Annotated in this window: 21 protein-coding genes; 13 read left to right on the top strand and 8 right to left on the bottom strand. The window is 34.2% G+C overall.

The genetic code is table 11. The features are described 5' to 3' along the window. Window positions 1-42 precede the first annotated feature (42 nt). Window positions 43-1,737, bottom strand: a complete 1,695-nt coding sequence (gene gldJ / locus ABJM36_RS10270; protein ID WP_348451357.1) for a gliding motility lipoprotein GldJ — start codon at window positions 1,735-1,737, stop codon at window positions 43-45. Between the two features lie 265 nt (window positions 1,738-2,002). Here gldJ and porU point away from each other — a divergent pair, with 265 nt between their 5' ends. From porU to ABJM36_RS10215, 11 genes are all read left to right on the top strand, one after another. Further along, window positions 2,003-5,887: a type IX secretion system sortase PorU gene (gene porU / locus ABJM36_RS10265; RefSeq protein ID WP_348451356.1), complete on the top strand. Its 3,885-nt coding sequence runs from the start codon at window positions 2,003-2,005 to the stop codon at window positions 5,885-5,887. 34 nt (window positions 5,888-5,921) lie between these two features. After that, window positions 5,922-7,163 carry a type IX secretion system outer membrane channel protein PorV gene (gene porV, locus ABJM36_RS10260; protein ID WP_348451355.1) on the top strand — a complete coding sequence of 414 codons (1,242 nt, stop codon included), beginning with the start codon at window positions 5,922-5,924 and terminating at the stop codon, window positions 7,161-7,163. 89 nt (window positions 7,164-7,252) lie between these two features. Next, complete coding sequence (cdd, locus tag ABJM36_RS10255; protein WP_348451354.1) at window positions 7,253-7,735, top strand: cytidine deaminase; 483 nt, start codon at window positions 7,253-7,255, stop codon at window positions 7,733-7,735. A 185-nt stretch (window positions 7,736-7,920) separates the two neighbouring features. Continuing rightward, entirely contained in the window at window positions 7,921-8,919 is a 999-nt protein-coding gene (gene pdhA / locus ABJM36_RS10250) for a pyruvate dehydrogenase (acetyl-transferring) E1 component subunit alpha (protein ID WP_348451353.1), read from the top strand. 3 nt (window positions 8,920-8,922) lie between these two features. Then, window positions 8,923-10,566, top strand: coding sequence for a 2-oxo acid dehydrogenase subunit E2 (locus ABJM36_RS10245; RefSeq protein ID WP_348451352.1), 1,644 nt, complete (start codon window positions 8,923-8,925; stop codon window positions 10,564-10,566). Window positions 10,567-10,654: 88 nt separating this feature from the next. Further along, complete coding sequence (locus tag ABJM36_RS10240; protein ID WP_348451351.1) at window positions 10,655-11,686, top strand: M20/M25/M40 family metallo-hydrolase; 1,032 nt, start codon at window positions 10,655-10,657, stop codon at window positions 11,684-11,686. After that, on the top strand, window positions 11,679-12,362 hold the full coding sequence (locus ABJM36_RS10235) for an SDR family oxidoreductase (protein ID WP_348451350.1): 684 nt from the start codon (window positions 11,679-11,681) through the stop codon (window positions 12,360-12,362). The genes ABJM36_RS10240 and ABJM36_RS10235 overlap by 8 nt, the downstream gene beginning before the upstream one ends. Window positions 12,363-12,365: 3 nt before the next feature. Continuing rightward, window positions 12,366-13,001 carry an HAD family hydrolase gene (locus tag ABJM36_RS10230; protein WP_348451349.1) on the top strand — a complete coding sequence of 212 codons (636 nt, stop codon included), beginning with the start codon at window positions 12,366-12,368 and terminating at the stop codon, window positions 12,999-13,001. Between the two features lie 181 nt (window positions 13,002-13,182). Then, entirely contained in the window at window positions 13,183-13,779 is a 597-nt protein-coding gene (locus tag ABJM36_RS10225) for a SprT-like domain-containing protein (protein ID WP_348451348.1), read from the top strand. A gap of 4 nt (window positions 13,780-13,783) precedes the next feature. Continuing rightward, window positions 13,784-14,863, top strand: coding sequence for a mannose-1-phosphate guanylyltransferase (locus ABJM36_RS10220; RefSeq protein WP_348451347.1), 1,080 nt, complete (start codon window positions 13,784-13,786; stop codon window positions 14,861-14,863). Between the two features lie 2 nt (window positions 14,864-14,865). Next, window positions 14,866-16,347 (top strand): DUF389 domain-containing protein, encoded by a 1,482-nt coding sequence (locus tag ABJM36_RS10215; RefSeq protein WP_348451346.1) that lies wholly within the window; start codon window positions 14,866-14,868, stop codon window positions 16,345-16,347. 66 nt (window positions 16,348-16,413) lie between these two features. Here ABJM36_RS10215 and ABJM36_RS10210 read toward each other — a convergent pair whose 3' ends face one another. Both ABJM36_RS10210 and ABJM36_RS10205 read right to left on the bottom strand, forming a co-directional pair. Further along, window positions 16,414-17,181, bottom strand: coding sequence for an ATP-binding cassette domain-containing protein (locus tag ABJM36_RS10210; protein WP_348451345.1), 768 nt, complete (start codon window positions 17,179-17,181; stop codon window positions 16,414-16,416). Further along, the gene (locus ABJM36_RS10205; RefSeq protein WP_348451344.1) at window positions 17,181-17,918 is read right to left on the bottom strand and encodes an ABC transporter permease; all 738 of its coding nucleotides are present in this window, start codon (window positions 17,916-17,918) and stop codon (window positions 17,181-17,183) included. The genes ABJM36_RS10210 and ABJM36_RS10205 overlap by 1 nt, the downstream gene beginning before the upstream one ends. A gap of 112 nt (window positions 17,919-18,030) precedes the next feature. Between ABJM36_RS10205 and pafA the strand changes: the two genes are divergently transcribed. Together pafA and ABJM36_RS10195 are read left to right on the top strand one after the other, a co-directional pair. Continuing rightward, on the top strand, window positions 18,031-19,653 hold the full coding sequence (gene pafA, locus ABJM36_RS10200; RefSeq protein WP_348451343.1) for an alkaline phosphatase PafA: 1,623 nt from the start codon (window positions 18,031-18,033) through the stop codon (window positions 19,651-19,653). Next, window positions 19,653-20,462 (top strand): DNA/RNA non-specific endonuclease, encoded by an 810-nt coding sequence (locus tag ABJM36_RS10195; protein WP_348451342.1) that lies wholly within the window; start codon window positions 19,653-19,655, stop codon window positions 20,460-20,462. Before pafA ends, ABJM36_RS10195 begins: the two co-directional genes overlap by 1 nt. A gap of 24 nt (window positions 20,463-20,486) precedes the next feature. Here ABJM36_RS10195 and ABJM36_RS10190 read toward each other — a convergent pair whose 3' ends face one another. The 5 genes from ABJM36_RS10190 to gcvP form a co-directional block, all read right to left on the bottom strand. Further along, entirely contained in the window at window positions 20,487-20,708 is a 222-nt protein-coding gene (locus ABJM36_RS10190) for a hypothetical protein (protein ID WP_348451341.1), read from the bottom strand. Window positions 20,709-20,711: 3 nt separating this feature from the next. Continuing rightward, window positions 20,712-21,560, bottom strand: a complete 849-nt coding sequence (locus ABJM36_RS10185) for a glycosyltransferase family 2 protein (RefSeq protein ID WP_348451340.1) — start codon at window positions 21,558-21,560, stop codon at window positions 20,712-20,714. 85 nt (window positions 21,561-21,645) lie between these two features. Further along, entirely contained in the window at window positions 21,646-22,167 is a 522-nt protein-coding gene (locus ABJM36_RS10180) for a methyltransferase (protein ID WP_348451339.1), read from the bottom strand. Between the two features lie 84 nt (window positions 22,168-22,251). Next, window positions 22,252-23,310 carry a ketoacyl-ACP synthase III gene (locus ABJM36_RS10175; protein WP_348451338.1) on the bottom strand — a complete coding sequence of 353 codons (1,059 nt, stop codon included), beginning with the start codon at window positions 23,308-23,310 and terminating at the stop codon, window positions 22,252-22,254. Window positions 23,311-23,414: 104 nt separating this feature from the next. Continuing rightward, window positions 23,415-26,264, bottom strand: coding sequence for an aminomethyl-transferring glycine dehydrogenase (gene gcvP / locus ABJM36_RS10170; RefSeq protein ID WP_348451337.1), 2,850 nt, complete (start codon window positions 26,262-26,264; stop codon window positions 23,415-23,417). Window positions 26,265-26,367: the final 103 nt, after the last annotated feature.

Genomic DNA, 26,367 nt, shown 5'->3' with positions numbered 1-26,367 from the left:
AACTAACGCTAGGACTTATCTATTATTTAATAAAACTAAAATTTAGTTTTTCTTTTTCTGTGTTCCTTTACTTTTCGATCCAACTCTAGACATAGCACATCTAAAACCAATGTAATCTGTTGCCATATCTTGTGGGAAGTAACGTCTCTGTGCAGGGTCCAACCAATACTCTCTGTCTTTCCAAGAACCACCTTTGTAAACTCTTACCTCATCATTAATTAAAGATGTTCTGTTGTTTCCTTTGTCGTATTCTCTAACAATATTTCCTAAAGAATCTCGTGTTATAGAATGTTTAGGAGAGTTGTACATTTTTCGAGTTGTAGAAGTTTGTTTGCCATCAGAACCTTCATCATCATTAAAACTTTCAAAGTAACGTGAAGAACGTTTATCTCCATCTCTAAAGTTTATCTCATTACTCTTATCGAAATTGGTACGTAAATATGTTTCGTTTTCATCAACAGGAACTTGTAATATTTCGCCAGGTAAATTTCTGGCAATAACTTTTCCGTTTGATAAAGTATCGTATACTATATTATCAGAAGTAACAATCTTTACTGTTCCGTCTTCATTTAAAGCGTTTTTAGTATAAACGTTACCACGATAGTAGTTAAAGTCGTTAAACTCATCATCTACTATTGGTCTGTATACATCGGCAACCCATTCGGCAACATTACCAGCCATATCGTATAGGCCAAAATCATTCGGCTCATAAGATTTTACTTCATTAGTAATATCTGCTCCATCATCAGACCATCCAGCAATACCGCCGTAATCACCTTTACCTTGTTTAAAGTTAGCCATTTGGTCACCACGAATTTTTCGTTTTCCAGAACGTGTGTATTGTCCATCCCACGGGTACTTTTTACGACCACGGTATAAATTGTAGCTTCTAATTTCACTTAATCCTAAAGCAGCATATTCCCACTCCGTTTCAGTTGGTAGTCTATATTTTGGTGAAATGATACCTGTTTCGCGGGTAGCGTAAATGCCCGTTTGGTTTCCATCTGCATCAGTTCTAGCATTTCTCTTACTTCGGCCATCACCGTTTATAATTTCTTCATTACCACCGTAAGTTAGTGTAGGCGCATTAATGTAAGTGTCGGTACTAAAAGTTTGTTCTGAATCTACATCTGTAATTTTTGCACCACGCTTAATATAGCCAGCTTTTTCTAAGTTGTACTCATTTACACGGTCTGAACGCCAGTTAGCAAACTCAACAGCTTGAATCCAACTCACACCAACAACAGGATACTCACCATAACCAGGATGACGTAAATAATTATCCGTCATGACTTCGTTAAATCCTAAACGGTTTCTCCAAACTAATGTATCGGGTAAAGCACCATGATAGATAGCTCTGAAATTTTCGTCAGATGGTGGGTAAACACGTTTAATCCAGTCTAAGTATTCCATGTACATAGCATTGGTAACCTCAGTTTCATCCATGTAAAATGATTGAACATGCTGTTGATTGGGGCTATTGTTCCAATCATGCATAACATCATCTTGTACTCGACCTTTGGTAAATGTGCCACCTTCAACAAATACTAAACCAGGAGAGGTTTCTTGTTCTTTGAAGTCTGTATTGTATTGGAAACCACCGTCTCTGTCGTTGATGTTCCATCCAGTAGCTCTGGAGCTGTTTTTTGAACTCGAAGATTTTTTGCAACTCGTTGAAGCCACTGTTAGTGCTAAAACTAACAAAATCTTGAATGCTACTACTTTTTTCATATTCATACCTTTAAGTAAGCTAATAATAATTTCGGTGCTGCAATATAAGAATTTAACCTAATAACGCAAGCTGTTTTTTGCATTTTAACCAAAAAACCACGTATTTCGTCCTGTTTTTTGTGTATTATACCGATGATTTAATACAGATTAAACCCCGTTTTGTGTTTTATTAACGCACGATTTACTAATTTATTATTGTATTTTTGAGCGAGTTTTTAAAATTGTTATTTTTTATTGATAATAACAATTGCCTAACGACGTTATTTTAGCAATGAAAAAAACTATTTTATTTTTACTGTTGATGATTTCAACAGTGGTATGTGCACAGCAAAAAAAATATAGTATTACTTGGGGCGGTACCCAAATTCTAACTATAGCAGATTTTACCATGGAAGTGCCTGCGTTTAATGCCGAGTACTTTAATTATGATTTGGATAAAGGCCTTTTGTTTAATCATCAATGGGAAACCAATGTGGCAATAAACGAAACTTCGGTAACTGTTAATAATGTTATTTATGCCTCAATTTCAAAAACAGAATTAATAGATTTAGATGTAGCCAAAATTCCTAATGCCTTAAATTTTAGTTTAAAAAATTCTTCAGCTAGGGATAGAAAATATATTGGTTTTCAATTATCTCCAATAATAAAGGATGAAAACGGAAATTTTAGAAAGGTTATTTCGTTTCAATTAAATTATAAGACGGGAAATAGTTTAAATAGAAACTCTTTTGGAAAATCTAATAGTTCAAAAGTTATTTCTAATTCTGTTTTAAGTTCTGGTGAATGGCATCGATTTTATATCGATACAACTGGAGTATTTAAGTTATCTAAAAGTTTTTTAAAAAGTATAGGTGTTAACGTTAATAGTGTGGACCCTAAAACTATAAAATTATTTGGACATGGTGGAGAAATGATTCCTTATGCGAATTCGGTAGATTATCCTTTTGATGTCCCTGAAAACGCTATAAAATTTGTAGGTGAGGATGATGGCGTTTTTCATGATAGTGATTATATTTTATTCTATGGGCAAGGACCAACCGGCTATGAGTATTTCAGCGAAAAGAGTCATATTAATTGTTACACAGATAAAACTTACTATTATATTAATGTGAGTTCTGGTAATGGTAAACGTATACAACCTTTTAATCAGCCAACCGGAAATGTGGATATGGTTATTGAGTCGTATGATGATTATCAATTTCATGAAGTAGATGACTATAATCTAGTATCATTGGGCAGACGTTGGTTTGGTGATAAATTTGATATTGAAACCAGTAAGGAATTCGAGTTCGATTTTTCAGGTCTAATAACTTCGGAACCTATTAGTTTAAAAGTGCTTGTCGCTACATCTTCTAGTAGTTCTAGTGAAATGAAGGTGAGTGTTAATGGTACTGCTGTAAGTACGTTAGGAATTACGGGTGTTACAACACCAACTTTAGCTAATGGGGCAACTTATTCCGGTAGTTTGAATGTAGATTCGTCTATTATTAAGGTAGGATTAGATTTTAATAATTTTGGTAACCCGAGTGTGGTGGGCTATTTAGATTATATCTCGGTTGAAGGTAAATGTGCATTAAATTTTAATGGCAATCAATTTCTGTTTAAAAATAATGAGGTATCATCTGTTTCAGGAATAGGACAATATAATATTACAAATGCATCAAAACTTTCTGAGGTTTGGGATGTAAGCGATATTTATAATGTATCAAACCATAGCAACCTAAATGGCGATGCGATATTTAGTTTTACTTCAACTTTAGGGACTTTAAAATCTTATGTTGCGGTGCCTTCTTCAAATTATTTTGAGGCAAAAACCGATACGCAGACAACTATTGCTAATCAGAATATAAAAGGGACTATTTTTCAAAATAGTCAAGGTGTTTTTCAGGATATAGATTATATTATTGTAACCCCTAATAATATGTATAGTCAAGCAGAGCGTTTAGCTCAAATTAATAGGAATCAATACGGGTTAAATGTCAAAGTGGTAGGGCTAAATGAAATTTATAATGAGTTTAGTTCTGGAAATCAAGATATTGGCGCTATCAGGAATATGGTTAAATATGTATACGATAACGCAAGTACACCGGAAAACAGGGTAAAATATTTATGCTTGTTTGGTGATGGTTCATATGATTATAAGGATAGGATCTCCAATAATACCAATATTGTACCTTCTTGGTATTCGTACAATAGTTTTAGTTTAGCAACATCGTTTGTGTCTGATGATTTTTATGGAATGATGGATGAAAATGAAGGCACTATGAGCTCTAACGATAAATTGGATATTGCGATTGGTAGAATTTTAGCCGATACGCCACAACGCGCGGTAGAAATGGTAAACAAAGTTGAGTCCTATTATATTAAGGAGGCTTACGGGAGCTGGCGAAATAATTTCGTTGTGGTATCTGATGATAATGATTCTAAGCTAAACGGGACTTTACAAGAAACAACAGATGAAATTGGTGATTTAGTTTCTCAAAAAAAACCATTTGTTAATGTTATTAAAATTCATACAGATGCTTTTAAACAAGAATCATCGGCAGGAGGAGATCGATATCCTGTTGTTACCTCCGAAATAGTTAGCGCCATGGATAATGGGGCTTTAGTGGTAAATTATTTTGGTCATGGGGGTGAGGATGGTTTAGCAGAAGAGCGTATTTTCTTGAAAAACGATATAACAGATCTTCGTAATGTCTGTAAATTAAATTGTTTTGTAACTGTAACGTGCGAGTTTACAAGGTTTGATAACCCTTTAAGGGAAACTGCTGGTGAGTTTACTTTTTGGAATGAGGAAACTGGAGCTGTTGGTTTAATCACTACTACGCGCCAGGTGTTTGTGAATTTTGGTATTACTTTTAATAGAGAGCTAGGTCAGTATCTATATTCTTATAATGATAGCGATATTTACGAAGATTATGAATATCCGCCTATGGCCGAGGCATTAAGGTTGGCAAAGAACGACCCTGTAATTACGGGTAATAGTCAAAAAAGTTTAGTGTTTTTTATTGGTGATCCTGCTATGAAATTAGCATTCCCGAAACCAAATATTAGGCTTACCAAAATTAACGACACACCTATTGCAACAGCTACTGATACACTTAAAGGGTTAAGTTATGTGAAGTTAGCAGGAGAGGTTACCGATATATCAGGAAATTTATTAAGTACCTACAATGGTACATTATCTACTACTATTTATGATAAAGAAGTGAATAGGAAAACCCTAGGTAATGATGGTATTTCTGATAGCAATGGCGTGATAATAATGGATTTTATTACACTTGGGGAAATTATTTTTAGAGGACAAGCATCGGTTACCAATGGCGTGTTTGAATTCGATTTTGTTGTGCCTAAGGATATAGGTATACCTGTGGGTTATGGTAAAGTGAGTTTTTATGCAAAAAATGAAGCTTTAACCGAAGATCAAACAGGAGCAAGTATTAATACTATTAGAATTGGTGGCTTAAACGAAAATGCTCCAGAAGATAATACCGGACCAATAGTAACCTTGTACATGAATGATGAAAATTTTGTTACTGGAGGGATTACAAACGAATCGCCTACTTTACTGGCAAAATTAGAAGATGCTAATGGAATCAATACAGCTAGTGGTATTGGCCATGATATTGTTGGTGTTTTAGATGGCGATGAAACAAATCCCGTAATATTAAACGACTATTATCAAACCGAAGTTGATGATTATACTAAAGGTACTGTAAGTTTTCCTTTTAAAGATTTAGAACCTGGTTTGCATACCCTAACAGTAAAAGCTTGGGATGTTTATAATAACTCTTCTATTTCCGAAATTCAGTTTATGGTTTTCGATAAGGATGAAGGTTTAATTATAGATAAAGTCCTTAATTACCCAAATCCGTTTGTAAATTATACAGAATTTTGGTTTAATCACAATAGTTCGGAACCTTTAGACGTTTCTATACAGATATTCACCGTTACGGGAAAAATTATTAGAACTATTAACGGGCAAACTTCTGGAGGAGTGAAAACAACAAGTTCGTTATCTCGAGATATAGTTTGGGATGGAAGAGATGATTTTGGAGATAAAATAGGTAAAGGTGTTTATATTTATAAACTAAAAGTACATTCTAGTTTATTGAACAAAACGGTTGAAAAAATTGAAAAACTTGTCATATTATAAAAAAAATTATATTTGCTTAATTAAAAAAGATTTCATGAAGAATAGATTATTGCTATTAATAGCCTTTGCTTTTATTTTTAAAGGGTATTCACAAGAAACAACCGTTGTTGTACCGTATGAAAATTCAAGTAGTGTGATTACAACAGGAATTCCATTTCTACTAATAGCATCAGATGCTCGTGCCGCGGGTATGGGAGATATGGGGGTTGCAACCTCTGTTGATGCTTTTTCACAACAATGGAATTCATCAAAATACGCGTTTTCAGAAGCTAAATCAGGAGTAGGTGTTAGTTATACGCCGTACTTAAGTAAATTGGTTAACGACATATTTTTAGGGAATTTTACTTACTTTAATCGTCTTGATGATCGTAGTGCCTTTGCAGCGAGTTTAAGATATTTCTCTTTGGGATCAATAGAGTTTGTTGACGGACCAGATGATACGCCAAGAGAGCAAAAACCAAATGAATTTTCTTTAGATGCATCATATGCATTGCGTCTATCCGATCAGTTTTCCATGTCGGTACTTATGCGTTATTTACGTTCAGATTTAAGAATTCAAGGCGTAGGCGGAGATATTACACCCGCAAGTACATTTGGAGTTGATCTTTCTGGATATTATCAAAGTGAAGAGGAAGCTTATTCGGATTTTAACGGACGTTGGAGAGCAGGTTTTGCTATTCAGAATATTGGGCCAAAATTCAAATATGATGAAGGCGGAGAAGAAAATTTTCAGCCTACAAATTTACGTTTAGGAACTGGCTTCGATTTTATTTTCGATGATTATAATAAAATTTCAGTAACTGCGGAAATTGCTAAATTATTAGTGCCTACGCCACCTCATTTAGGAACTGAAATAGTTTTTGAAGATCTTAATGATAATGGTACGTTTGAAGAAGATGAAGATAATTTAATAAGCGAAACAGAGAATGTTATTTATAAAGGGAAATCTCAAGATGTGAACTTTTTATCAGGAATGTTTCAATCTTTTGGTGATGCACCTGGTGGATTCAGCGAAGAGTTAAAAGAGTTTACATGGGCTTTAGGAGCAGAGTATGTATACCAAGATTCGTTTGCATTTAGAACAGGTTATTTTAATGAAAGTGAAGAAAAAGGAGCTAGAAAATTTTTAGCTTTAGGTGCAGGATTTAAAGCAAACGTTGTAAATATTGATTTATCTTACTTGTTCTCCGCTTCAAAAGTACAAAGTCCATTAGAAAACACATTACGTTTCTCTTTAACCTTTAATTTTGGTGCTGGAGAATATATGGAGTACTAATAGTCTACAAAACAAAATTAAATTTTAAAAACTATTGCTTAATGGCAATAGTTTTTTGTTTCTAAAGGGCATCTTAATTACATTTGATTATGAAGGAAATAAAAATAGAATCTACAGTATACGTTTTTGATAACCTATCAGAACTTCCAAAAGAGGTGTCATCGCTTATGGAAAAGGCAGTTCTGGCAAGAGAAAAAGCGTATGCGCCATATTCCAATTTTAATGTAGGTGCCGCCATACTTTTAGATAATAACGAGGTCGTGTTGGGTAATAATCAAGAAAATGCTTCATATCCTTCAGGTTTATGTGCGGAACGTACGGCTATTTATTATGCAGGTTCGCAATTTCCAGAAGCAAAAATAGTTCGAATGGCAATAACGGCAGGATCTAAAACTAATAAAACTACAAGGCCTATTCCACCATGTGGTGCATGTAGGCAAGCTATAGCAGAATATGAAATAAAACAAGAAGCTCCTATAGAGATCTATTTTATGGGAGAAACAGGGGCTATCGCCAAATCAAACTCACTCGCAAATTTACTGCCTTTAATGTTTGATAAATCAGTACTGTAACCCATTTAAAATACGGATATTTTAGTTTTTATTAAGAAATTATAATAATTAGTAAAACTAAATTAGCTTACAATCCTATTTTTTCATTTTTTTTGTATTTTAGTCATATTGTGTTTTTGCAATACGGCACAAAGTGTTACTTTTGTGTTCCGCTAATTATAATAATAGTACTCAAAAAGTATTCAATGAAAAAAATCACAAAAGAGGTTTACCTAAAATGGTACGAAGAGATGTTATTCTGGAGAAAGTTTGAAGATAAACTTGCCGCAGTTTACATTCAACAAAAAGTAAGAGGATTTCTTCATTTGTATAATGGTCAAGAAGCTGTTTTAGCTGGTGCTTTACACGCTATGGACTTGACAAAAGATAAAATGATTACCGCTTACCGTAACCACGTACAACCAATAGGTATGGGAGTTGATCCTAAACGTGTTATGGCAGAATTATTTGGAAAAGTAACAGGGACATCTCAAGGTATGGGAGGTTCTATGCATATTTTCTCTAAAGAATTTAGATTTTATGGTGGTCATGGTATTGTTGGAGGTCAAATTCCTTTGGGTGCTGGTATTGCTTTTGGTGATAAATATCACGGTGTTGATGGAGTAACAATTTGTTGCTTTGGTGACGGTGCTGCGCGTCAAGGTTCACTACACGAAACGTTTAACTTAGCTATGCTATGGAATTTACCAGTAGTTTTTGTTTGTGAAAACAATGGATATGCTATGGGGACTTCAGTAGAAAGAACTGCTAATCATTCAGAGATATGGAAATTAGGTTTAGGGTATGATATGCCTTGTGGACCTGTAGATGGAATGAATCCTATCAAAGTTGCCGAGGCTTTCGATGAAGCTATTACAAGAGCACGTAAAGGTGGCGGACCAACATTTTTAGAGTTAAAAACATACCGTTATAGAGGACACTCTATGTCTGATGCACAGCATTACAGAACGAAAGATGAAGTTGAGGAGTACAAGAAAATAGATCCTATTACGCAAGTTAAGGATGTTATTCTTAAAAAGAAATATGCTTCAGAAGACGATATTAAAGAAATTGATAAGCGCGTAAAATCACGTGTTGCAGAATGTGAGAAATTCGCAGAAGAATCTCCATTTCCTGAAAAGCAACAACTATACGATATGGTTTACGAGCAAGAAGATTATCCATTCATTCAACACAAAATATAAGATATGGCAATAGTTGTAAATATGCCCCGTTTAAGCGATACCATGGAAGAAGGTACCGTTGCTACTTGGTTAAAAAAAGTAGGAGATAAGATAGAAGAAGGTGATATTTTAGCTGAAATCGAAACCGATAAAGCGACCATGGAATTCGAATCTTTTAACGAAGGTACACTACTTCATATTGGTGTTCAAGAAGGTGAAACTACTAAAGTAGATGAGCTTTTAGCTATAATTGGTGATGAAGGTGAAGATATCTCAGGCCTTTTAAATGGTGGTGGTAACGCTTCCGCGGAAGCAAAAGAAGAAACAGTGGAAGCTGAATCTACTGAAGAAGTTCCAGCTGAAACAGCTGCGGCTCCTGCTGTAAGTGCCGCATTACCTGAAGGTGTTATAGTCGTAACTATGCCACGTTTAAGTGATACTATGGAAGAAGGAACTGTGGCAACATGGTTAAAGAAAGTGGGAGATACAGTTGAAGAAGGTGATATTTTAGCTGAAATTGAAACAGATAAAGCAACCATGGAATTTGAATCTTTCCAATCAGGTACTTTATTAGAAATAGGATTACAAGAGGGAGAATCTGCAAAAGTAGATGCTTTATTAGCAATAATAGGTCCTGCTGGAACAGATGTTTCTGGTGTGGCTTCTAGTTTTTCAGCATCGGCAGCTTCTGCAAAAGAAGCTCCAAAAGCTGAAGCTAAAAAGGAAGCTCCAAAAGCAGCGCCTGCAACAGCATCGGCTCCTAAAAAAGCAAGTGCTCCTGCACCAACACCGGTAACAGAACATGGTCGTGTGTTTGTGTCTCCATTAGCTAAGAAATTAGCGGAAGATAAAGGTATTAACTTAACTAAAGTTCAAGGTTCAGGAGAAAATGGACGTATCGTTAAACGCGATATCGAAAATTACGAACCTGCAGCTGCAGCACCAGCTAGTTCTGCTGCTGTTACAAGTTTTGCTGTAGCAGGAGAAGAAAAAACAGAAGAAGTTAAAAATTCTTCTATGCGTAAGGCTATTGCGAAAGCTTTAGGGTCATCTAAGTTTACAGCACCGCATTTCTACTTAAATATAGAGGTCGATATGGATAATGCTATGGCTTCTCGTAAAATAATTAATGCCATTCCAGATACAAAAGTGTCATTTAATGATATGGTTGTAAAAGCTTGTGCTATGGCTTTATTAAAACACCCACAAGTAAACACAACTTGGAGTGATAATGTAACTAAAATACATAGTCATATTCATGTTGGTGTGGCAGTAGCTGTAGATGATGGTTTGGTTGTACCAGTAATTAAGCATACTAATGCTTTAAGTTTAACACAAATTGGTTCTTCAGTAAGAGATTTAGCAGGTAAAGCTAGAAACAAAAAAATTAAGCCAGATGAAATGTCTGGAAGTACATTTACGGTTTCTAACTTAGGGATGTTTGGTATTCAGAGTTTTACATCAATAATTAACCAGCCAAATTCTGCAATTTTATCTGTAGGAGCTATTGTACAAAAACCAGTAGTTAAAGATGGTCAAATAGTAGTTGGTAACACTATGATGCTTACATTGGCATGCGATCACAGAACAGTAGATGGAGCTGTGGGTGCACAATTTTTACAAACATTAAAAACGTTTATTGAAAACCCAGTAACTATGATAGCATAGATATAAAGTTTTTAATTTATAATATAAGAACCTGTATCATTAGTTTGATACAGGTTTTTTTTATCTTTAAATTTTAATAAAAACACCAATGAAAAAAGTATTTAGTTTTTTAGTTCTAGGGCTTATTTTAAGTTGCGGCGGACAAAAAAATATTATTGCAACCAATGCGGATGCTATTAAACAAATAGCTGAAACTTCAGAGGAATCTGTGAGTAAATCGGTTTCAAGCTCCAGGAGTGTGGCTTCAAATCCTATTCTTTTAGAAACTATAAAATCGAGCTTAGAATATTTAGCTTCAGATGAACTGGAAGGAAGAAATACAGGGTCTAAAGGCATTGAGAAAGCAGCAGTTTTTATTGAAAATCAATTCAAAGCAAATCAGATTAAACCTTATTTTGAAACCTATCGCGATAGTTTTAATGTTGAAAAAATAATAGGTTATAACGTGGTTGGTTTTTTGGAAGGTAATGACCCAAAACTTAAAAATGAATTTGTAATTCTAGGAGCGCATTACGATCATATTGGAACAGCAAAGGAGGTAAATGGCGATGTTATTGCTAATGGTGCTAACGATGATGCTTCCGGAACCGTGGCTGTTTTAGAATGGGCAAAACATTTTTCTAAAACCAAAAGTAATAAACGTAGTGTTTTATTCACTTTGTATGCAGCGGAGGAAATGGGACTTAAGGGGTCAGAACATTTAGCGGAGCGCCTTAAAAAAGAAAATATAGATTTATATACCATGATTAATTTTGAAATGATTGGTGTCCCAAGGGCAAAAACTGAAATTATGGCCTATTTGTCTGGGTACGGAAAATCTAACTTGGCTAAGCAACTAAATGTTTATGCCGGAGGGGAAATTATAGGTTTCTTTCCAAAAGCTAAAGAATTTAATTTATTCCAACGCTCGGATAATTACCCATTTTATAACGCGTTTAAAGTGCCTGCACATGCTATTTCTACCTTCGATTTTACTAATTTTGAATACTACCATCATGTAGATGATGAAGCCGATAAATTGGATTTTAATCACATGACAAGTTTTATTAATAAAATGGTTCCGGCTTTAGAAGGTATGATAAACGCTCCATCCAAAGTAATAAAAATGAATAATGAGTAAACATATAATTATAACAGGAACAAGCCGTGGTATTGGTTTTGAGTTGGTAAAACTATTTGCAAAAGCAGGACATAAAGTTTTAGCGCTTTCGCGGAACGAGAAGCCGGTTCAAAATTTAGATTTAGAAAATGTAACCGCATTTTCGTTCAATTTGAATGATGCTAGTGCCTATGGTCGCGTTGAGGAATTTATAACCAAAGAATGGAAACATGTAGATGTTTTAATAAATAACGCTGGTGCTTTACTAAATAAACCGTTTTCAGAAATTACTATGGTCGAGTTTGAGGCTGTCTATAAAACCAATGTTTTTGGCGTAGCAGAAATAACAAGAAAAGTAATTCCGTTTATGGCCAATAGTAGTCATGTTGTTACCATTAGCTCTATGGGCGGTGTACAAGGCAGTGTGAAATTCCCAGGATTAGCGGCCTATAGTTCTAGTAAAGCTGCGGTAATTACTTTAACCGAGTTACTGGCAGAAGAGTATAAAGAATCTGGAATAACATTTAATGTTTTAGCATTAGGTGCTGTCCAAACCGAAATGTTGGAAGAGGCTTTTCCTGGGTATCAAGCTCCTACTTCAGCTTTAGAAATGGCAGAATATATTTTTGATTTTTCACTAACCGGAAACAAGTATTATAATGGTAAACTGTTACAGGTTTCTAATTCTACGCCTTAATTCATGAGTAAATACAAATGCGTAATTTTTGACTGCGACGGGGTTTTAATTGATAGCGAACCCATTGCAATTGGTGTTTTAGTTGAAATGGCTAATTATTTAGGTGCTAACATGGATTTTGAAAGGTCAATGGTTGCTTTAAAAGGGAAATCTTTTCAATACTGCTCTAATTATATTTCTAAACGGATTAAGAAACCAATGCCAATTCATTTTGAACAAGATTATCGCATAAATACGTTTGAATCATTCCGAAAAAATATTCAACCTATAAAAGGTATAAGTAACGTTCTTAAAAATATAAATCTACCATTTTGCGTGGCATCTAGCGGGCCAGAAAATAAAATTCGTTTAAACTTAGACCTTACGGGTTTACTTCCTTTTTTTGAGGCACATATTTTTAGTTGCTACGCCATTCAAAAATGGAAACCGGAGCCCGATGTGTTTCTTTGGGCAGCGGAAACTATGGGATATGAACCTGAAGACTGCTTGGTGGTTGAAGATAGTTTATCGGGAGTTAGAGCGGCAAAAGCTGGTGGTTTTGATGTTTTTGGATATACAGAGCACGATTATAACAGTGAGCTAAATAATGAAGCTACAAAGACATTCAGTAGTATGGATAAGCTTTTAAAAATGTTATAACTAGTTTTATAAGTGAAACGCTCTTTAATTTTCTAGATATTCGTCAACTTTATGGTGCATATATTATGGTTTCTATAATTGTAAAAGCTTTAAGTGCTCTTAATTACTAAAATTTGACTTTTTCTGTAAAAGTCTAGCTTGCCAAGTGTATCTTTTAAAGAATTCCTTTATTTTAGCTGTAATGCAAAATGAGCTCCAAAAATATATTCCTGCAAATGCCGTTTCGTCAGTTTTAAAGCTTTTAGAACAGGACGATTTGTTGGTTCAAGTTAAGAATGAGCGCAAGACAAGGCATGGGGATTATAGGGAATTTCCAGATGGGAAACATCAAATAACAATAAATTCAAATTTAAATAATTATCGTTTTTTAATAACACTTATCCATGAAATAGCCCATTTGGAGGCCTATAAAGCTTATGGTAAATTTATAAAGCCGCATGGTTTGGAGTGGAAACGTACATTCCAACATTTAATGCTGCCATTTTTAAATCCAGAAATATTTCCGGATTCGTTGTTGCCGCTTTTGGCAAAACATTTTAAAAATCCTAAAGCATCGAGCGATACAGATGCGTCATTGGCCTTAGCTTTAAAGCGATATGACGAACCCAGTAATAAAACCTTTATTTTTGAATTACCTTTGGGTGTCAGTTTTAAACTGTATAATGGTAAGGTTTTTAGAAAGGGTAAAAAACGTGTTAAACGTTATGAATGCATCGAAATTAAAACAGGTCGATTATACCTTTTTAATCCAAATGCAGAAGTAGAATTAATAAAATAAAATTATGAATAAAAACTATTACGCCATATTAATGGCCGGAGGAGTGGGATCAAGATTTTGGCCAATAAGCACACAGGATTTTCCTAAGCAGTTCCATGATATGCTTGGAACAGGAGATACGCTTATCCAGAAAACCTTCCATCGTTTGGCAAACTTAATTCCTAAGGAAAATATTTTTATTTTAACCAACGAGCGCTATAACGATTTGGTTTTAGAGCAATTGCCTGAAGTTGAGCAACGTCAAGTCGTTTTAGAACCTGCAATGCGTAATACAGCACCTTGTATTTTATATGCTTCATTAAAAATTCAGAAAGAAAATCCAGACGCAGTTATGATTGTGGCACCAAGTGATCATTGGATTGAAGACGAAAAAACATTTGCAAGTAATGTACAACAGGCCTTCGATTATTGTACAGAGAATGATGCTTTAATGACTTTAGGAATACAGCCGACCTTTCCTAACACGGGTTACGGTTATATTGAGTTTGATAAGTCTTCCACGAAAGCGATAAAATCTGTTAATCAATTTAGAGAAAAACCAGATTATGAAACGGCCAAAGAATTTATTTCTCAAGGTAATTTTTTATGGAACGCAGGTATTTTTATGTGGAGCGCAAAGAGTGTAGTTAAAGCCTTTAAAAGTAATCAGCCAGAATTATTTGAGTTATTTGAAAATGGAATAGCGGTTTTCAATACGGATTTAGAAGAGGACTTTATTCGTGATAATTATCCTAAAGCAGAAAACATTTCGGTCGATTATGCTCTTATGGAAAAATCAACTAATGTTTTTGTTATTGCAGCCGAATTTGATTGGAACGATTTAGGGACCTGGGGAAGCTTATATGATAAGTTAGATAAGGATGAGTCAAATAACGCTGTTGTAAACGCTAGAACTTTAGCCGAAGATGCATCAGGCAATATGATAAGAACAAAAGAGGATAAAATTGTGGTTATTGATGGCTTACAAGATTATATTGTTGTTGATAAAGAGGAAGTTTTGCTTATCTTTCCTAAGTCTAAAGAACAGGACATAAAGAAAACACTCCAACAAGTTAAAGATAAGTTTGGAGAGCAATATGGTTAATTATGAGCGAAGAGAGTAAGTTTAATTTCTCTGAAGAAGAGGAGAAGGCAGAAGCTTTGAACAAGGAACATAACGTTGAAAAGTCTAAAGAGAATGTAAAAAAAGACGCTCAAGGACTTTTTACAAGCATCTCAAAATTTTTAACTGAGCTTTTAGATTTTAGAGACGAAACCGATAGAGATGCTACTATTCAAGCTATAAAAGGCGATATTCCATTTAAAGGCGCTACGGCTTGGATTTTAATTTGTTCGATATTTGTTGCTTCTATAGGATTAAACGCAAACTCTACTGCAGTAGTAATTGGAGCCATGTTAATTTCGCCTTTAATGGGGCCTATTTTAGGGATAGGCTTGTCTATTGCCATTAACGACATTGATACGCTTAAAAAATCGCTTATAAACTTAGTAACAATGATTGTTTTAAGTTTAATGACGGCTTTTCTTTTTTTTAAGTTTTTTCCTACAGCGGATATTATGACGACCGAGCTTTTTGGGCGTACCCAACCCGATGTTCGCGATGTATTAATTGCCTTTTTTGGTGGTGCCGCATTAATAATTGCACGAACTAAAAAAGGAACTATTGCTTCGGTAATTTTTGGTGTCGCTATTGCTACAGCCTTAATGCCACCATTATGTACCGCAGGTTACGGTTTAGCTCACAATTGGGACTACTTTATTGGAGCCATGTATTTATTTACTATAAATACTATTTTTATTGCATTAGCAACGTTTTTAGTACTGAAAATATTAAGGTTCCCAATGTTAAGGTACGCTAATTCTAAAAAAAGAAAAAGAATTGCTCAATTGGCTTCTTTAATAGCTATTTTAGTTATGGCACCTGCTATTTGGACCTTTGTGAATTTTATTACGCAATCTGGTTTAGAAAGTGATTATAATAATTTTATGGAAACGGAGGTTAAATCTAACCATGAGTTATGGCTGCAAAAAGGTATACCAAATTGGGAAGACAAAACAATTAGTCTGTATTTTAATGGTGAAATTCCCGATGCTACCATTGCAGATTTGAAAAATGAAATTAAAAGTTACGATAAAATAAAAGATTTTAGTTTAGATATAAAAGGTAATAAAAACAGAAGTATTGATAAGATTTCTGAGGCCTATGATCGAGCAATAAAAGACTTAGATCAAAAAGATTTAATAATTAACGGTCTTCAAAATCAAATAGAAGGATTGCAGATTAATATTACCAATTTAAATAAACAGTTAGAATCAAGAACTATATCGAGTGATATTCCGTTTTCTAGTTTGTCTCGTGAGGCTAAAGTAAGATTTGAAGATTTAGAATATTTTGGGTACTCTAAAATGTTAGAATCTAAAGATTTTATAAATATAGATACGGTTTCAGTAGTACGCTTAAAATGGAATACAAGTATAGCAGATAGTGTTCAAGTTAAAAAAGAGGAAGAATTAAAAACTTGGATAAGCTCACAATTAAAGACTCCTAATATTTTAATTTTAAAATAAACCTAGACCAGATAATTTTTTAATTCATAAAGTCTCTTTTAAGAAATGGAATTATTACTTAAGGTTTTATTCATTTTCTTCAATGTACATTTTACGTACTTTTTTAAATAGGTTTGAAGAATAAACAAAATCGGTAACAACCTCATTATCTGTTTTAAAAATAGTTTTATTCGATCCTTCCCATGCTTTTAACCCATTTCTTAAGAAAATAATTTTTTCTCCAATTTCCATAACCGAGTTCATATCATGCGAATTTATTACCGTAGTAATTTGATATTCGTCTGTAATTTCCTGAATAAGATTATCAATCACTATAGCCGTTTTTGGATCTAAACCCGAGTTAGGCTCATCACAAAATAAATACTTAGGGTTGTTCACAATCGCACGTGCAATAGCTACACGTTTTTGCATTCCCCCAGAAGCTTCACTAGGCATTTTATTATGAGCGTTATCAAGATTAACACGTTTTAAAACAAAATTAACGCGGTCTTCCATTTCGCTTTTACTTTGTTTAGTAAACATTTTAAGTGGAAACATGACATTTTGTGCAATAGTCATAGAATCGAATAATGCACTACCTTGAAAAACCATGCCTATTTCTGCACGTATATTTCGCTTTTCATCTTCTGTTAGTTTTGCGAATATCTTACCATCATACGCTATTGATCCTTCTTCATAGTCAAATAATCCTAATAAGCATTTTAAAAACACGGTTTTACCAGAACCACTTTGCCCAATAATTAAATTTGTTTTACCTTTTTCAAAAGTTGTGCTAATACCTTTTAAAACTTTAACATCTCCAAACGACTTATGTAAATTAGTAACTTCTATCATTAGCTTAATAGCATTTGGGTTAGGAAATAGTTTAAAATAATAATAACAACACTTGTCCATACAAAAGATGTTGTACTTGCTTTACCAACTTCTAAAGCACCGCCTTTCATATAATAACCATGAAATGATGGAATGGTTGCTAAAATAAATGCAAATACAATAGTTTTTATAAAAGCGTAAATAACATGGAAGGTTTCAAAATCGGTTTGAATACCTACATTGTAATCTTCTAAAGAACTAAATCCCCCATAAACACATGCCGCCATACCTCCCAAAATACCTAAAAACATAGCTATTGATATAATAAAAGGATATAGAAGTAAGGCAATAAATTTAGGGAAAACCAAATAGTTAAGTGAGTTAATACCCATCACTTCTAAGGCGTCAATTTGCTCGGTAACACGCATAGTTCCTATGCTAGAGGTTATAAAAGAACCTACTTTTCCAGCCATAATTATAGACATAAATGTTGGCGCAAATTCTAATATAATAGATTGTCTGGTTGCAAAACCAACAAGGTATTTTGGTATTAATGGGCTGTCAATATTTAATGCAGTCTGAATGGTTACAACACCTCCAACAAAAAAGGAAATAAACGCAACAATACCCAAAGAACCAATTATTAAATCGTCTATATCTTTAAGTATTAATTGTTTCATAACCGTCCATTTGGTGGGTTTACGAAACATTTCTACTATCATTAAAAAGTAAGCACCTATGTTATGCAGATAAGTCATATACAAATTTGTAATTGCTAAAGTAAAAAAAAAGTTAGGGGTATTTAACTTTAATTTAAAATAATGATGGATTAATTATGTGTATTTTTGGGTTCACAAATTTAATTTTAGAATGAAATATATTTTATCCCTTTTTTTAGTCTTTGCGATGAGCTTACCTGCGGTAGCGCAAAACAATAATCCTAAATTGGTTGTCGGTATTGTTGTAGACCAGATGCGTTACGATTACCTAACTCGGTTTTATAATAAATATGGCGACGGTGGGTTTAAACGCATGATGGAAGAAGGGTTTAATTGTAAAAATAATCATTATAATTATGTGCCAACGTACACAGCACCAGGGCATGCATCGATTTACACGGGTACAACACCAAAATATCATGGTATTATAGGTAATAATTTTTATGATCGGGAAATTAAAAAAATGGTGTACTGTGCAGGTGATGAAAATGTACAACCTATAGGCACAGATAGTAAGGCAGGTAAAATGTCTCCACACCGGATGAAAACTACAACTTTTGCTGATGAAAACAGATTATTTACACAAATGCGAGGTAAAACTATTGGTATTTCCATAAAAGATAGAGGGGCTATTTTGCCTGCTGGTCATACTGCCAATGCAGCGTATTGGTTTAATGGAAGTAATGAAGGGCACTTTATTAGTAGCTCTTTTTATATGAATAGTTTACCTGATTGGGTTGAAAACTTTAATGACTCTAATATTGCCGAATCGTATTTAAAACCTTGGAACACCCTATATGATATTTCTACTTATACTGAAAGTGGTGCCGATTTAAATGATTTTGAGGGTACTTTTAAAGGAAAAGAAACAGCAACGTTTCCATATGATTTGAATGTTTTAAAGGATAAAAATGGAAATTTCGATATTATAAAAGGCACACCTTACGGAAATAGTATTGTTGCTGATTTTGCTATTGCTGCTATAAGCGGTGAAGCTCTAGGAGAAGATAATATTACCGATGTTTTAACTGTTAGCTTTTCAAGTACAGATTATGTTGGGCATAAATTTGGTGTAAACTCAAAAGAAGTTGAGGACACTTATATTCGTTTAGATAAGGATTTACAACGATTATTCAAGGCATTAGATAAAGAGGTAGGCAAAGGAGAGTACACTGTTTTTTTAACAGCAGATCACGCCGCAATAGATGTGCCTTCTTATTTACAATCGGTAAAAATTCCTGCTGGATATGTCAATAACGACGCACGTAAAAAACAGTTTAATGCGTTTTTAAAAGAAACATATGGTACAACAGAGGTTTTAGAGAATATAAGCAACGATCAAATTTTCTTAAATAGAGAAAAAATTAAAGCCTTAAATTTAGATTTAAAGGATGTTCAAGAAGCTATAGTAAACGAGCAAATGACTTACAAAAATATATATAAAGCCTATACAGCAACAAGCATGGGGTCTGTAAATTTTGTTGAGGGTATTGAATCGCTTATGCAAAAAGGGTTTAATCAAAAAAGATCTGGAGATGTCTTGTTGTTAAACGATCCTGCTTATATTTCTTATGGTAGAAAAGGCTCTACACATGGTAGTGGTTTAAATTATGATACACATGTGCCATTATTGTTTTTTGGAAAAGGTATAAAGAAAGGGGCAACCTTTACAAAAACAGAAATTACAGATATAGCTCCAACAATGTCTGCGCTTTTAGGAACTAGCTTCCCAAACTTTGCAATTGGACAACCATTAGAATTTGTTTTAGATTAATGAATAAACGCACCTTATCTTACCTAGTTGTTTTGGTTATTGTAATAGCGGTTTATGGCTATGAGTATTTTTTAGGTGAAGAAGAAAAAGCCGAAATAATTATAGAAGGTCAAACAGCTAAAAGTGATACTAACGAGTATTTTTTACCAACTTCGACAACAGGACAAATAGTGCATCATAATGGGTACTCATTATCTTATTATGAGAAACATGAACAAGCTGAATGGGTAGCCTACGAGTTAAAAAAATCACACCTTTCGAACACCAATCATAAACGACCTTATTTTGAAATTGATATGGCCGTTAACACAGGAGCTGCAAGTTGGAGAAATTATAAAAACTCTGGTTACGATCGCGGACACCTTTGTCCTGCAGGAGATAGGCATTATACTAAAGCGGCGCATGATGAAACTTTTTTAACGAGTAATATTAGTCCGCAAGAACATCAATTTAATGCCGGAATTTGGAATAGTTTAGAGCAAAAAGTACGGTATTGGGCAAGTAAATACGATGGCGTTTTTGTAGTTACAGGGGGTGTTTTAAAAGGTAGTATGAAGTCTATAGGGACAGAGCATGTTTCTGTGCCAAATCAGTTTTACAAGGTGTTAATTGATACCAATTCAGGAACCACTAAAATGATTGCGTTTTTAATACCACACGAGGCATCTAAAAAACCTTTATACGATTTTGTAGTACCTGTTGATGAGGTTGAATCCTTAACAGGAATAGACTTTTTTCCTGAGTTGGAAGATTCTATCGAAAATAAATTAGAAGCTTCAAATAGTTATAAGGGGTGGAGTTTCAACTAGGATATTCCATCGTAAAAGGCAGTCTTATTTTTGGTTTTCTTGAAGCTTGGCAAGTTCAAGCATATAATAAGCGCGTCCTTTAATATAGGAACAGCTATGCGGCTGATTACTATTAGCGCCATTTGGAACTACACAATTTTTATTAGCCGATGTATTATTTATATTAATAACCTTGGGTTTGGGGTTCATTTTGGTTAAAAAGAACAAACCAATAGCAAAAAGTATTATGAGAACAAAAATTTTCATTTGTTATTTGAATTTATTTAGCATGCCTTTCCATCGTAAATTTCTAATAAATACACCTTCTTGCTTGTTAACTAAATAGGCTGTTTTTTCGTTTTTAGCTTTAAAAAATCCTTTCATATAATCTTTAAATAATAAAAAGCTTCCTTTTTTGTAAGCCAATTTCAAAGCGGAAATAAAGGTTATTACAAAGCCATATCTCATTTTATACATGGCTTCACCTTGTAAATACTTCGATGCTTTATTATAACTAACGCCAGTTGGCTTTAAATGTTTTACATGCAATGCATCATCAGTTAAAATGGCCCAGCTGTAATATTTAGCTAATAGCTCATCAACGGTATCCCAACCCATTGACCGTTTAAGTTTTCCTATTTCAAGAAAACAATCCTTTCTGTAAGCCTTTAAAGCTCCTCGAATATGGTCTTTTCTAGTTAGGTTTTCTAAAACCCATTGGTTGTTTTTTTCGATGTAACAAAACCCTGAAGCCATTCCTAATTTAGGATTACTTTTAAAATGAAAGGCTAATTTTTCGAGGTAGTTTTCTGGGAAAATTAAATCGGCATCAAATTTACATAGTATATCATAAGCATGATCTAGGGTTTCGTAGCCTTTGTAAAATGCATTTATAATTTTGGAACCTGGTAAATGTTGGTTTGACGATTTATTATTTACCATTGAGATATAAGAATGCTTTTCAATAAAACCATCTATAACCGATTGTGTGGCATCAGTGGAGTTATCATTAACAACCACAATTTGCTTTGGTTTTAAAGTTTGATTAACCAAAGAATGAAGCGTAAGACCAATGGAATCAGCTTCGTTGTGAGCGGGAATGATTATATAAAAATCCATGTGGTAAATGTCAATATTTAAATTCCAAATCGCAATTTTTCTAGTAGTAATGTTTTTTGGAATTTAGTTTTTGGCTATTGGAAATTTAAATTCTTTCGGCGTAAACTATATAGTATCTAGGTGTAAACCATCTTAAAATAGGACGAATACCAATTTTTTTAGTTGGGTTAGTCCATTTTTTTCTATCAATAATTTTCCACCCTGCTTTTTCTAACAGCCAATCAAACTGCCAATCTTCAAATTCATGATAATGTCTATCTAACATATCCGTTTTGCTTCTGTAGGCTGAAGAAAACCATAGTTTAAGCGGGATACTAGCTACTAACTTGTCTGATTGTATAGATTTTAAAACCGTAAAAGGGGAGAGTAGGTGCTCGAAAATTTCGAATGCAGTAACCACATCCGCTTCAGAATTTTCAATGGTTGATGTATCTAAATCTAAATCTTCACCCTTGGTATTTTCAACCGAAAATCCATGTTCTTGCATGATTTTAGAAAACGGATTTACAACACCCAAATCTAAAATAGTTTGGGTGTTGTTTACATGTTTTTCTAAAAACTCAATAGTGTGTTTAAAACGTTTATTAGGAAAAGTTTTCTCGTACATAAATTTATTTTATTTTTCATTTCCGCCTTTCGTTTTCACCCGTGATAAACTTCAACAGAAATTACAAAATAAACAATTAAAACATTACTGCTTATAAACGATAGCATTAATATTCATTCCGGCTCCTACACTTGCAAAAAGGATAACATCCCCTTTGTTAATCTCTTGGTTTTCCAAATTTCCTTTTAAAATTATATCGTAAAGCGTAGGTACTGTTGCTACGCTAGAATTCCCTAGTTTACCAATGCTCATAGGCATTATACCTCTTGGCATTTCCATGTTATAGAGTTCGTAAAAACGCTTTACTATGGCTTCGTCCATTTTTTCATTAGCCTGGTGAATCAATATTTTTTTTACTTGTGTAATATCAATTCCACTTTTATCTAAGCATGATTTCATGGCTACTGGGACGTTTGTTAATGCGAATTCGTAAATTTTACGACCGTACATTTTTATATAACGACGTTGATCATTAGAATTTTGATTATTGGTTTCGCCGAAGAAAATATAATGCGCTTCGTCCAAAGCAAAAGTAGCCGAATCGTGAGTAATAATTCCACCCTCATCGTTGGTGTTCTCAATAACTACAGCTCCAGCTCCATCGCTATAAATCATGGAATCTCTATCATGCGGATCTAAAATACGCGATAAGGTTTCGGCGCCAATTACCAAACATTTATTCGCAATCCCTGCTTTAATAAAGGCTTGAGCTTGGATAACACCTTGTACCCAACCTGGACAGCCAAATAGCAAATCGTAAGCTACACATTTAGGGTTTTTTATTTGCAATAAATGCTTTACTCTAGAAGCAATACTCGGTACTGTGTCACTTTGAATGCTATCATGTCTAACATCACCATAATTATGAGCAACTATAATGTAATCTAACTCTTCTCGATTAATTTTAGCACTTTCAATGGCTTTTTCGGCAGCAAAAGATGCGAGGTCTGATGTGTTTAAATGATTCTTAGCATAACGGCGCTCATCTATTCCCGTTATGGCTTTAAATTTTTTAACAATTACCTCATTTGGTGCTTTAATAGAAGTGCCATCGGTATTTAAAAATTCGTGATTATGAAAGGTTTCATTGGTTGCTATTTTGGAAGGAATATAGCTTCCTGTGCCAGTTATTTTAATATTCATAAAATAGAAATTTACTATTGTGTTATGCGCGCATACTAAATTATGCGATTTTCAGTTAATAGCTATTCAATATTATTTAAAATTACGATGTTCAACATGTTAATTTAGGCTTCGGCGTAAGCTTCAATTGGAGCACAAGAACAAATTAAGTTTCTATCGCCATAAGCATCATCAACACGTCTTACACTTGGCCAAAATTTATTGTTTCTTACATAGTCTAATGGGAAGGCTGCTGCTTCACGAGAATATGGGAAATTCCAATCGTTTGCAGTAATCATATTTAGAGTATGTGGAGCATTCTTTAATACGTTGTTTGCATCGCTTTTGGTTACACTGTCTATTTCTTTTTTTATTGAAATCATAGCATCACAAAATCGATCTATTTCTGCTTTACTTTCACTTTCTGTAGGTTCAATCATTAAGGTTCCAGCTACCGGAAAAGATACTGTTGGTGCATGAAAACCATAATCCATTAAACGTTTTGCGATATCTGTAACTTCAATACCGTTTGCTTTAAAAGGACGACAGTCCACGATCATTTCATGAGCTGCACGACCACGTTCACCAGAATATAAAGTATCAAAATTACCTTGTAGGCGTTGTTTAATATAATTGGCATTTAAAATAGCAATTTTTGTAGATTCTGTTAAGCCATTTGCGCCAAGCATTTTTATGTAGCCATAGGATATTAAACATGCTAGTGCAGAACCAAAAGGCGCTGCCGAAATAGCGGTGATAGCCTGTTTACCTCCAACTTTTACCAACGGACTACCAGGTAAAAAAGGTACAAGTTGTTTGGCTACACAAATTGGGCCTACACCTGGACCACCACCACCATGTGGAATAGCAAAGGTTTTATGTAAGTTAAGGTGACAAACATCCGCACCAATATGTCCTGGATTGGTTAAACCAACTTGGGCATTCATATTTGCACCATCCATGTAAACTTGTCCGCCGTTATCATGAATTATTTTAGTGATTTCTTTAATAGCCGATTCGTATACACCATGTGTAGATGGATAGGTTACCATTAAGGCAGAAAGATTATCCTTATGAAGCTCTGCTTTTTCACGTAAATCATCTACATCAATATTACCCTCGGCAGTCGATTTTGTTACAACAACCTTCATACCTGCCATAACAGCACTTGCTGGGTTTGTACCATGTGCCGACGACGGTATTAAGCAAATATTTCTGTGGTGGTCGTTACGCGATTCGTGATAGGCTTTTATAACCATTAAGCCTGCAAATTCACCTTGTGCACCAGAGTTTGGTTGTAGGGATGTTGCAGCAAAACCTGTGATTTCTGTTAATTGATCTTCAAGTTCTTTTAAAATAGTTAAATAGCCTTTAGCTTGTTTTAAAGGCGCAAAAGGATGAATATTACCCCATTTAAACCAACTTAATGGAAGCATTTCTGAAGCCGCATTAAGTTTCATTGTACACGACCCTAATGAAATCATAGAGTGGTTTAGTGCTAAATCTTTACGTTCTAAAGATTTTATATAACGCATTAACTCGGTTTCGGAATGGTGCGTGTTAAAAACAGCATCCGTTAAAAAGTCAGATTGTCTTTGAATTGTTTCCGAAATGTTATTGGCTTGTTCTATTTTTGAAATTGTAATCGTTTCCTTTTTAGCAGCTTCGGCAAATATGGCAATCAAATAATTTATATCTCGAATTGAGGTCGTTTCGTTAATTGAAATCGTAACGGTTTTTGCATCTGGATAAAATAAATTAGCCTTCTTTTTAGTGGCTACCTTTTTTATTTTTTTAGCCTTCGTTTTTATTTGAAGGGTATCAAAGTAAGACGTGTTTATTTGTTTGTAGCCTAGTTTAACTAAAGCACTTGCTAAAGTTGCTGTTTTATTATGAATTTTATTAGCAATAAACTTTAAACCTTTAGGGCCGTGGTAAACCCCATACATACTTGCCATAACAGCCAATAAGACTTGAGCGGTACAAATGTTGGATGTTGCCTTATCTCGCTTTATATGTTGTTCTCTGGTTTGTAAAGCCATACGTAATGCACGGTTGCCATTGGCATCTTTAGTAACCCCAATAATACGACCTGGTAAATCGCGTTTATAAGCTTGTTTGGTTGCGAAATAAGCGGCGTGAGGGCCACCATATCCCATTGGAATTCCAAAGCGTTGTGTGGTACCTATAACAACATCTGCTCCAAATTTACCTGGAGCTTCTAATTTTACTAAACTTAAAAAATCGGCTGCTACAGCTACTTTAATTCTTGCATCAGCGGCCTGACTTATAAATGATTTTATATCTGTAATTTGTCCGTCTCTTCCTGGGTATTGCAATAAAGCTCCGAAAAATTCTTGCGAGAAATTAAAAGTTTCTTCTTTCCCAATTACCAGCTCAATTCCAATAGGATTTGCTCTAGTTTGTAATAAGGATAATGTTTGTGGCAATATGTTTTCGGAAACAAAAAACTTATTGATACCGGCTTTTTTTTGATCGCGTTCGCGAACTGCAAAAAGTAAACTCATAGCCTCGGCAGCGGCTGTACTTTCATCTAGTAAGGAGGCGTTTGCAATTTCCATTCCTGTTAGGTCAATAACCATAGTTTGGAAATTTAATAACGCTTCTAACCTTCCCTGTGCAATTTCTGCTTGGTATGGTGTATATGCGGTATACCAACCTGGGTTTTCAAGAATGTTTCTTTGAATTACGGCAGGTAGAATAGTAGGGTGGTAACCTAAACCTATATATGTTTTATATGCTTTATTTTTTTTAGATAAATCATGAATATGTAATAAATATTCATGTTCCGTCATTGGCTCATCTAAATTCAATCCGTTTTTTAATCGGATATCGTCTGGTATCGTTTCGTAAATTAATTCTTCTAATGTATCTAAACCAATAGTGTTTAACATTTGTTTTTGGTCATCTTCCCTAGGACCGATATGACGCAAAGCGAAAGCGTTTGTATTCATGAAGCAAAATCTTTTATATAGTTCGCAAAAATACGTAATATTAGATGTGTTTTATGGAGCGTTTTGGAAAGTTTTTAACTATTCGCAAACGTTATCAACACTT

Source organism: Algibacter sp. (assembly GCF_039977455.1).
Lineage (GTDB): Bacteria > Bacteroidota > Bacteroidia > Flavobacteriales > Flavobacteriaceae > Algibacter_B.
The sequence above is the reverse complement of the archived record's forward strand: the minus strand, read 5'-3'. Positions and strand labels throughout refer to the sequence as shown.

Coding starts and splice junctions, on each gene's coding strand:
- ABJM36_RS10185 (WP_348451340.1), bottom strand. CDS start 21,560: ATGGATTTTTATATAATCATTCCCGCTCACAACGAAGCTGATTCCATT.
- ABJM36_RS10240 (WP_348451351.1), top strand. CDS start 10,655: ATGAAAAAAGTATTTAGTTTTTTAGTTCTAGGGCTTATTTTAAGTTGC.
- pdhA (WP_348451353.1), top strand. CDS start 7,921: ATGAAAAAAATCACAAAAGAGGTTTACCTAAAATGGTACGAAGAGATG.
- ABJM36_RS10175 (WP_348451338.1), bottom strand. CDS start 23,310: ATGAATATTAAAATAACTGGCACAGGAAGCTATATTCCTTCCAAAATA.
- ABJM36_RS10230 (WP_348451349.1), top strand. CDS start 12,366: ATGAGTAAATACAAATGCGTAATTTTTGACTGCGACGGGGTTTTAATT.
- ABJM36_RS10225 (WP_348451348.1), top strand. CDS start 13,183: ATGCAAAATGAGCTCCAAAAATATATTCCTGCAAATGCCGTTTCGTCA.
- porV (WP_348451355.1), top strand. CDS start 5,922: ATGAAGAATAGATTATTGCTATTAATAGCCTTTGCTTTTATTTTTAAA.
- ABJM36_RS10235 (WP_348451350.1), top strand. CDS start 11,679: ATGAGTAAACATATAATTATAACAGGAACAAGCCGTGGTATTGGTTTT.
- gcvP (WP_348451337.1), bottom strand. CDS start 26,264: ATGAATACAAACGCTTTCGCTTTGCGTCATATCGGTCCTAGGGAAGAT.
- ABJM36_RS10210 (WP_348451345.1), bottom strand. CDS start 17,181: ATGATAGAAGTTACTAATTTACATAAGTCGTTTGGAGATGTTAAAGTT.
- pafA (WP_348451343.1), top strand. CDS start 18,031: ATGAAATATATTTTATCCCTTTTTTTAGTCTTTGCGATGAGCTTACCT.
- ABJM36_RS10205 (WP_348451344.1), bottom strand. CDS start 17,918: ATGACTTATCTGCATAACATAGGTGCTTACTTTTTAATGATAGTAGAA.
- ABJM36_RS10180 (WP_348451339.1), bottom strand. CDS start 22,167: ATGTACGAGAAAACTTTTCCTAATAAACGTTTTAAACACACTATTGAG.
- ABJM36_RS10190 (WP_348451341.1), bottom strand. CDS start 20,708: ATGAAAATTTTTGTTCTCATAATACTTTTTGCTATTGGTTTGTTCTTT.
- porU (WP_348451356.1), top strand. CDS start 2,003: ATGAAAAAAACTATTTTATTTTTACTGTTGATGATTTCAACAGTGGTA.
- ABJM36_RS10220 (WP_348451347.1), top strand. CDS start 13,784: ATGAATAAAAACTATTACGCCATATTAATGGCCGGAGGAGTGGGATCA.
- ABJM36_RS10215 (WP_348451346.1), top strand. CDS start 14,866: ATGAGCGAAGAGAGTAAGTTTAATTTCTCTGAAGAAGAGGAGAAGGCA.
- ABJM36_RS10195 (WP_348451342.1), top strand. CDS start 19,653: ATGAATAAACGCACCTTATCTTACCTAGTTGTTTTGGTTATTGTAATA.
- gldJ (WP_348451357.1), bottom strand. CDS start 1,737: ATGAATATGAAAAAAGTAGTAGCATTCAAGATTTTGTTAGTTTTAGCA.
- ABJM36_RS10245 (WP_348451352.1), top strand. CDS start 8,923: ATGGCAATAGTTGTAAATATGCCCCGTTTAAGCGATACCATGGAAGAA.
- cdd (WP_348451354.1), top strand. CDS start 7,253: ATGAAGGAAATAAAAATAGAATCTACAGTATACGTTTTTGATAACCTA.